This window comes from Streptomyces sp., assembly GCF_031178505.1.
GTDB lineage: Bacteria > Actinomycetota > Actinomycetes > Streptomycetales > Streptomycetaceae > Streptomyces > Streptomyces gulbargensis.
In genome coordinates this window covers 1-7,529 of record NZ_JAPSIW010000312.1, presented here as the reverse complement: position 1 = coordinate 7,529, position 7,529 = coordinate 1, and the positions used below count along the sequence as shown (strand labels likewise).

9 protein-coding genes are annotated in these 7,529 nt (G+C 70.3%); 5 read left to right on the top strand and 4 right to left on the bottom strand.

Features of this window, described 5'->3' with window-relative positions; genetic code table 11:
- Positions 1-54 precede the first annotated feature (54 nt).
- Entirely contained in the window at positions 55-846 is a 792-nt protein-coding gene (locus RIF68_RS20235; protein WP_309052700.1) for a hypothetical protein, read from the bottom strand.
- A 155-nt stretch (positions 847-1,001) separates the two neighbouring features.
- Between RIF68_RS20235 and RIF68_RS20230 the strand changes: the two genes are divergently transcribed.
- From RIF68_RS20230 to RIF68_RS20215, 4 genes are all read left to right on the top strand, one after another.
- Positions 1,002-1,799: an ABC transporter ATP-binding protein gene (locus RIF68_RS20230; protein WP_309052699.1), complete on the top strand. Its 798-nt coding sequence runs from the start codon at positions 1,002-1,004 to the stop codon at positions 1,797-1,799.
- A 74-nt stretch (positions 1,800-1,873) separates the two neighbouring features.
- Entirely contained in the window at positions 1,874-2,302 is a 429-nt protein-coding gene (locus RIF68_RS20225; protein WP_309052698.1) for an NfeD family protein, read from the top strand.
- Positions 2,303-2,395: 93 nt separating this feature from the next.
- Positions 2,396-3,337, top strand: coding sequence for an SPFH domain-containing protein (locus RIF68_RS20220; protein WP_309052697.1), 942 nt, complete (start codon positions 2,396-2,398; stop codon positions 3,335-3,337).
- 91 nt (positions 3,338-3,428) lie between these two features.
- Positions 3,429-4,202: a sulfite exporter TauE/SafE family protein gene (locus RIF68_RS20215; protein WP_309052696.1), complete on the top strand. Its 774-nt coding sequence runs from the start codon at positions 3,429-3,431 to the stop codon at positions 4,200-4,202.
- 131 nt (positions 4,203-4,333) lie between these two features.
- Here the strand turns inward: RIF68_RS20215 and RIF68_RS20210 are convergent, their stop codons facing one another.
- The 3 genes from RIF68_RS20210 to RIF68_RS20200 form a co-directional block, all read right to left on the bottom strand.
- Positions 4,334-4,840, bottom strand: coding sequence for an HNH endonuclease (locus RIF68_RS20210; RefSeq protein ID WP_309052695.1), 507 nt, complete (start codon positions 4,838-4,840; stop codon positions 4,334-4,336).
- Between the two features lie 165 nt (positions 4,841-5,005).
- Positions 5,006-5,545: a YbhB/YbcL family Raf kinase inhibitor-like protein gene (locus RIF68_RS20205; protein WP_309052694.1), complete on the bottom strand. Its 540-nt coding sequence runs from the start codon at positions 5,543-5,545 to the stop codon at positions 5,006-5,008.
- 42 nt (positions 5,546-5,587) lie between these two features.
- Positions 5,588-6,370 (bottom strand): sporulation protein, encoded by a 783-nt coding sequence (locus tag RIF68_RS20200; RefSeq protein ID WP_309052693.1) that lies wholly within the window; start codon positions 6,368-6,370, stop codon positions 5,588-5,590.
- 85 nt (positions 6,371-6,455) lie between these two features.
- Between RIF68_RS20200 and RIF68_RS20195 the strand changes: the two genes are divergently transcribed.
- On the top strand, positions 6,456-7,118 hold the full coding sequence (locus tag RIF68_RS20195) for a DNA-3-methyladenine glycosylase (protein ID WP_309052692.1): 663 nt from the start codon (positions 6,456-6,458) through the stop codon (positions 7,116-7,118).
- Positions 7,119-7,529: the final 411 nt, after the last annotated feature.

Sequence of the window (7,529 nt, the reverse complement as noted above, 5' to 3'; positions counted from 1 at the left end):
ACAGACACCGCTCCCCGTACGCCCGGCGCCGGGCCTCCCCGCCGCCGGCAGCGGTCAGAACCCCCGCTCCCGCTCCCTCTCCTCCACATAGGAGTTGTACGCGGCGACCTGCGCCCGGCGGGCCACCCGCTCCACCGGCCGCAGCGCCGCCCCCCGCGCCGCCATCTCCGAGGCGCTGACCGCGCCCCCGTGGCCGTGGCCGTACGCCAGATCCACCAGGAGACCGATCCGCCGGGCCAGCTCCAGGACGCGGACCGCCCGCGGGGGATAACCGGGCGCCAGCACCTCGCCTCCCGCCGCGGACCGCGCCCGGTACGCCTCCCGTGCCACGTCCGCCGCCGGACCCGAGGCCGCCACGTCCAGACGCGTCAGGACCGTCGTCGCCTCCCGCAGGGCCTCCGCCAGCTCCCGCTCCGCCTCGCCGAGCGAGGGGACGTCCGCCGGCGGGGCCTCCCGGACCGTCAGACAGTGCCAGACCACCTCCACGTGCCGGTCACCCTCGGGCCCGACCTCCGAAACCTCGGGCACGAGACCGTACGGCGCGCCGAAACCGACCACCGCCTCCTCCGCCTCCAGCGCCCGCGCGTTGAACTCCGGCGGACCGCTCAGCCCCAGCGGGTGCCCCGGCGCCGGCAGCGCCACCCGCCACCCGGTCACCCCGAGCCGCCGCAGCCGCCCCAGGGCCAGCGTCAGCCCCACCGGGACCGGCTCACCCGGCAGCCCCGTCACGCGGTGCACCGCGTCCTCCCCTACAACGGCCGACGCCGCCTCGTCCGGCGACACCGCCCCGGCCAGCAGCGCATTGCCCCAGGCGGCCAGACGTCCTGAGCGTGGTTCCGAGAACATCCCACCAGAGTAGGGACTCCGAGCGGTCCCCAGGCGCTCCAAGCACGCCCTAGGGACCGGGCCGCCCCACCGATAACGTAGGTTTTCCCCTGGACGCCGCGCCCACCGGCGCATGGCGACGACACGACTCGACCGCAAGGGGAGACAACGCGCTCATGAGCGATGTACTGGAGCTGGTGGACGTATCCGTGGTCCGCGACGGACGGGCTCTGGTGGACGAGGTCTCCTGGTCGGTCAAGGAGGGTGAGCGCTGGGTGATCCTCGGCCCCAACGGGGCCGGCAAGACCACCCTCCTCAACATCGCCTCCAGCTACCTCTTCCCCACCAAGGGCACCGCGACCGTCCTCGGCGAGAAGCTCGGCGGCGTCGGCACCGACGTCTTCGAACTCCGTCCCCGCATCGGCATGGCCGGCATCGCCATGGCGGAGAAGCTGCCCAAGCGCCAGACCGTCCTGCAGACCGTCCTCACCGCCGCGTACGGCATGACCGCCACCTGGCACGAGGACTACGACCCGGTCGACGAGCAGCGCGCCAAGGCCTTCCTCGACCGCCTCGGCATGAACGACTACCTGGACCGCAAGTTCGGCACCCTCTCCGAGGGCGAGCGCAAGCGCACCCTGATCGCCCGCGCCATGATGACCGACCCCGAGCTCCTCCTCCTCGACGAGCCCGCCGCCGGCCTGGACCTCGGCGGCCGCGAGGACCTCGTCCGCCGCCTCGGCCGCCTCGCCCGGGACCCGTACGCCCCCTCCATGGTCATGGTCACCCACCACGTGGAGGAGATCGCCCCCGGCTTCACCCACGTCCTGATGATCCGTCAGGGCAAGGTGCTCGCCGCCGGCCCCATGGAGACCGAGCTCACCTCCCGCAACCTCTCCCTCTGCTTCGGCCTTCCGCTCCTCGTCGAGCGCGTCGGCGAGCGGTGGACCGCGCACGGCCTGCCCCTGAAGTGACCCGCCCGCGCCGGCGTCCCGCACAGCCGCCCGCGCCCTGTCCGGAAGGCCCCGCCCGCCCCTACCATGACCCTGTGGACATCGACGCATGGGTCTGGTGGCTGATCGGCGCGGTGGGGCTCGGCATCCCCCTGGTCCTGACGGCCATGCCCGAATTCGGCATGTTCGCCGTCGGGGCGGTCGCGGGAGCCGTGACCGCCGCCCTCGGCTTCGGCATCGTCGCCCAGGTGGTCGTCTTCGTCGTGGTCTCGGTGGCGCTCCTCGCGGTGGTCCGCCCCATCGCCGCCCGCCACCGCGACGGCGGACCCCGGCTCTCCAGCGGCGTGGACGCCCTGAGAGGCCGTCAGGCGGTCGTCCTGGAACGGGTCGACGGCGACGGAGGCCGCATCAAGCTCGCCGGCGAGGTCTGGTCGGCCCGCGCGCTCGACACCGGGCAGAGCTTCGAACCCGGTGACCGGGTCGACGTCGTGGAGATCGACGGGGCCACCGCCGTCGTCATGTGACCGAACCTCGCCCATGACGCTCCGCCATCTGGGAAACTCGATCATCGAAAGCAACCCGGCAGACAACCGGCAGCGAAGGGCACGGGGAACACGATGTCAGCAGTCATCATCGTCCTGATCATTCTGGTGGTGCTCGTCTTCATCGCCCTGATCAAGACGATCCAGGTCATCCCGCAGGCCAGCGCGGCCATCGTGGAGCGGTTCGGCCGCTACACCCGCACGCTCAACGCCGGACTCAACATCGTCGTCCCGTTCATCGACACGATCCGCAACCGGATCGACCTCCGCGAACAGGTCGTCCCCTTCCCGCCCCAGCCGGTGATCACCCAGGACAACCTGGTCGTCAACATCGACACCGTCATCTACTACCAGGTGACCGACGCCCGCGCCGCGACCTACGAGGTCGCCAGCTACATCCAGGCGATCGAGCAGCTCACCGTCACCACCCTCCGCAACATCATCGGCGGGATGGACCTGGAGAGGACCCTCACCTCCCGCGAGGAGATCAACGCGGCCCTGCGCGGCGTCCTCGACGAGGCCACCGGCAAGTGGGGCATCCGCGTCAACCGCGTCGAACTCAAGGCCATCGAGCCCCCGACCTCCATCCAGGACTCGATGGAGAAGCAGATGCGCGCCGAGCGCGACAAGCGCGCCGCCATCCTCACCGCCGAGGGCACCCGGCAGTCCGCCATCCTCACCGCCGAGGGCGAGAAGCAGTCGCAGATCCTCCGCGCCGAGGGCGAGGCCAAGGCCGCCGCCCTGCGCGCCGAGGGCGAGGCCCAGGCGGTCCGCACCGTCTTCGAGGCCATCCACGCGGGCGACCCCGACCAGAAGCTGCTCTCCTACCAGTACCTCCAGATGCTTCCGAAGATCGCCGAGGGCGACGCCAACAAGCTCTGGATCGTGCCCAGCGAGATCGGCGACGCGCTCAAGGGCCTCTCCGGCGCCTTCGGCAACCTCGGGCCCGGCGGCGCCCCCGGCTTCAACACCAAGGACAGCGGGTCCGAAAGGCGAGAAGAACCCACTGTTGACTGACACGTACACGTAACTCCGTGCATGATCGGTGCGAGCCCCTCGACCCTGCCGCACGCGGGGCGGGGAGGCGAGCCACTGACCATGTGAGGAGATGGCGTTGTCCATCTGGGAAGCGCTGGCGGTCCTCGCCGCCGGCATCGGCGCGGGAACCATCAACACGATCGTCGGATCGGGAACGCTGATCACGTTCCCCGTCCTCCTCGCCACCGGACTGCCCCCGATCACCGCCAACGTGTCCAACGCCCTCGGGCTCGTCCCCGGCTCCGTCAGCGGCGCCATCGGCTACCGCCGAGAGCTCAAGGGCCAGACCGGCCGCGTCCTGCGCCTCGGCATCGCCGCCCTCCTCGGCGGCCTCATCGGCGCCGTCCTGCTCCTGGCCCTGCCGTCCGACGCCTTCGACGCGATCGTGCCCGTCCTCATCGGCCTCGCGCTCGTCCTCGTCCTCCTCCAGCCCCGCATCGCCGCGGCCGTCAGGCGCCGCCGCGAACAGACCGGCACCCAGGCCCACCCCGACGGCGGCCCCGTCCTCCTCGGCGGCCTGTTCCTCGCGAGCATGTACGGCGGCTACTTCGGCGCCGCCCAGGGAGTGCTCTACCTCTCCCTCATGGGCCTGCTGCTCCACGACGACCTGCAGCGCATCAACGCCGTCAAGAACATCCTCGGCGCCCTCGTCAACGGCGTCGCCGCCGTCTTCTTCCTCTTCGTCGCCGACTTCGACTGGACGGCCGTCCTCCTCATCGCCGTCGGCTCCGCCATCGGCGGCCAGATCGGCGCCAAGGTCGGACGCCGCCTGCCGCCCACCGTCCTGCGCGGAGTGATCATCGCCGTCGGCGTCGTCGCCATCCTCCAGCTCACCCTCAAGTAGCGCGAAGGGCCCGTCCCCCCGAGGGGAGACGGGCCCTTCCCGTACGTCACCGGCCGCGGGCGGGGGATCCCACCGGGCCCTCGCGCCTCACGCGGCACACCTGTCCATCCGTCCGGCCCCTCTCACGTGTCTCAGGCGGCGGAGTTCGCCAGCCACTCCGGCAGCTCCGAGCGCTCACCCGCCCGCATCGCCAGCAGCATCGCGTCCGCCGGCGTCGGTACGAACGGCTGGTGCAGCAGCGGCATCCCCGCCTGCTCGGGCGTGCGGTCCGCCTTGCGGTGGTTGTCCTCCGCGCAGGACGCCACCGTGTTCAGCCAGCTGTCCCCACCGCCCTGCGCCCGGGGCACCACGTGATCGACCGTGGTCGCCCGCTTCCCGCAGTACGCGCACCGGTGCTGGTCCCTGACCAGCACCCCCCGCCTCGACCACGGGGCCTGTCTTCGGAACGGCACCCGTACGTACCGGCAGAGCCTGATCACCCGGGGCACCGGCAGATCGACGGCGGCACCGCGGACCCGAAGCTCGGGATGGGCCTGCTCGACGACGGCCTTGTCCTGCAGGACGAGCACCACCGCACGGTTGAGTGTGACCGTCGACAGCGGCTCGAAGCTCGCGTTGAGTACCAGCGTGTCCCGCATGTTGCCCACCTCCCGTATGCCGGCCCCCCACCCCCCGGCGGGGCTTCGGGCTTGGATCAACGATGGCCGGGCCGGCCGGGTCGGACAACGGAATTTCCCACGCAACAAAAGATGCCCGCTTCTGATCTCTCCAAGACCAGAAGCGGGCAAACAACAAGCGAACGATCAGTCCTCGGCCGGAGCGGCGTATTCCCCGATCAACTGCGCACGGCCCAGGGTGTGGAACCGCAGGTTGAATCCGACCGCGGCCGGCGAGGCGTCCGCGTCCGGCCCGAGCTTCTCGGTGTCCACCGCGTACACGGTGAAGACGTACCGGTGCGCGGGGTCCCCGGCCGGGGGAGCGGCACCGCCGAATTCCTTCGCCCCGTAATCGTTCCGCGCGTGCACGGCACCCGCCGGCAGCCCCTCGAACGTCCCCGAACCGGCACCGGCCGGAAGCTCCGTGACCGACGCCGGGATGTCGAACAGCACCCAGTGCCAGAACCCGCTGCCCGTGGGGGCGTCGGGGTCGAAGCAGGTCACGGCGAAGCTCTTGGTCTCCGCCGGGAACCCCTCCCAGCTCAGGTGCGGAGAGACGTTCCCCTCCGCGTACACCTGGGCGTCCTTCAGCACGCCACCCGGCGCGACGTCCTCGCTCACCACCTTGAACTCCGGCACCGGCGGATGGAAGTCGTGCGGCAGGGGCGCCCTCTTGCCCTCGGACATGTCGAAACCCTTCGAATCGCCCGTCGTACTGACGAACCGAGCCTAGAGCCAGTTGCGGCGGCCGCCGACCTCGGCGAGCCACTGGTTGAGGTACGCCGCCCAGTCGGTGGTGTGGAAGTCGTTCAGGCCGACCTTGAAGGCCCGGAAGGAGTCGCTGCCCTCACCGAACAGACCCGGCTTCTTGTCCATCTCCAGGACGACGTCCATCTCGCGCTCGTCGGCGACGAAGCTGACCTCGACCTGGTTCAGGCCCCGGTACTGCTGCGGCGCGAAGAACTCGATCTCCTGGTAGAACGGCAGCTTCTGCCGCGTCCCGCGGATGTGACCGCGCTCCATGTCGGCGCTCTTGAAACGGAAGCCCAGCTGGATGAAGGCGTCGAGGATCGCCTGCTGCGCCGGAAGGGGGTGCACGTTGATCGGGTCCAGGTCACCGGAGTCCACGGCCCGGGCGATCTCCAGCTCGGTGGTCACACCGATGTTCATGCCCGGCAGCCGCTGACCGGCCACCGACGTCACCGGGGTCTCCCACGGGATCTCCAGACCGAACGGCACCACGTGCACCGCCCCGGCCTTCACCTCGAAGGCGCCGCCCAGCCGCACCTTGACGAACTCGAGGTCCTGCTTGTGCTCCTGGTCGCCGCCCTCGACCTCGACACGCGCCTGCAGTCCGACGGACAGCCCCTCGATCTGCTGGTCGACGGTGCCGCCCTGGATCCGCACCTCACCCTGGACGACACCACCCGGAACCACGTTCTCCTCGGTGAGCACCGTCTCCACGGTCGCCCCACCGGCACCCAGGCTCGCCAGCAGCTTCTTGAACCCCATGTTCCACTCCTTCTCTGTCCTGACCCCTACATACGCGTCAGGACCGTAGCCGGTTCCCCCGCGGTCCCCGTTACCCTCGGACGCCATGACCGAGAGCCCCGACCGTACGCCGATTCCCCGCGCCTTCTTCGACCGCCCCGTCCTGGACGTCGCCCGCGACCTCCTGGGCCGCACGCTCGTGCGCACCTCCGCGGAGGGCAGGATCGAGCTCCGGCTGACGGAGGCGGAGGCGTACGCCGGCGCGATCGACCCCGGCTCGCACGCCTTCCGCGGCCGCACCGCCCGGAACGCCGTCATGTTCGGCCCGCCCGGACACGCGTACGTCTACTTCACGTACGGGATGTGGCACTGCCTCAACGTGGTGTGCGGCCCCGAGGGCGAGGCGAGCGGGGTGCTGCTGCGCGCGGGCGAGATCATCACGGGCGCCGACCATGCCCGCGCCCGCCGCCGCTCGGCCCGCACGGACACCGAACTGGCCAAGGGTCCTGCCCGCCTGGCCACGGCCCTGGACGTCGCCCTCTCCCTGAACGGAACCGACGTCTGCGCCGGCCAGGACGCCCCTCTCTCCCTCCTCCACGGCACCCCGCCCCCGCCGTCCCGCATCCGCCAGGGGCCCCGTACGGGAGTGGGCGGTGACGGCGCCCCGCACCCGTGGCGCTTCTGGATCGCGGACGACCCGACGGTCAGCCCCTACCGCGCTCACCAGCCCCGCAAGCGGAGACTTGACTCGGGCCGGGCGAACGCCTAACGTATTCCGAGCCGCAGGAACCGGCCTGCTTGTTCAAGCACTCCGGAGCGGCCACCCACTACCTCAGAAGATCACCCCGGACGGGGCGTATTTCGGCATTCCGGAATTCGTTTCGAACGACTCGATTATGAGTCGCCGAGGGAATCGGCTAAAGTAGTGAACACGCCGAAAGGCAAAGGCCGCCAACAGGCCACCGGATACAGAATCCGAACCGGAAACGGAACGGAAAAAGGATCTGGTAAGGTTGGAAACGAAGGAAGCGCCCGGAGGGCCTGGAAACAGGAACGAAGGAAGCGTCCGCACCTTGAGAACTCAACAGCGTGCCAAAAATCAACGCCAGATTAGTTGATACCCCGTCCATCTTCGGATGGTCGAGGTTCCTTTGAAAAAGTCCACCCCTCGGGGTGGCAC

Excerpts from the sequence above, each read along its gene's own strand:
- RIF68_RS20235 (WP_309052700.1), bottom strand. The coding sequence starts at position 846 with ATGTTCTCGGAACCACGCTCAGGACGTCTGGCCGCCTGGGGCAATGCG.
- RIF68_RS20230 (WP_309052699.1), top strand. The coding sequence starts at position 1,002 with ATGAGCGATGTACTGGAGCTGGTGGACGTATCCGTGGTCCGCGACGGA.
- RIF68_RS20220 (WP_309052697.1), top strand. The coding sequence starts at position 2,396 with ATGTCAGCAGTCATCATCGTCCTGATCATTCTGGTGGTGCTCGTCTTC.
- RIF68_RS20215 (WP_309052696.1), top strand. The coding sequence starts at position 3,429 with ATGGCGTTGTCCATCTGGGAAGCGCTGGCGGTCCTCGCCGCCGGCATC.
- RIF68_RS20210 (WP_309052695.1), bottom strand. The coding sequence starts at position 4,840 with ATGCGGGACACGCTGGTACTCAACGCGAGCTTCGAGCCGCTGTCGACG.
- RIF68_RS20205 (WP_309052694.1), bottom strand. The coding sequence starts at position 5,545 with ATGTCCGAGGGCAAGAGGGCGCCCCTGCCGCACGACTTCCATCCGCCG.
- RIF68_RS20200 (WP_309052693.1), bottom strand. The coding sequence starts at position 6,370 with ATGGGGTTCAAGAAGCTGCTGGCGAGCCTGGGTGCCGGTGGGGCGACC.
- RIF68_RS20195 (WP_309052692.1), top strand. The coding sequence starts at position 6,456 with ATGACCGAGAGCCCCGACCGTACGCCGATTCCCCGCGCCTTCTTCGAC.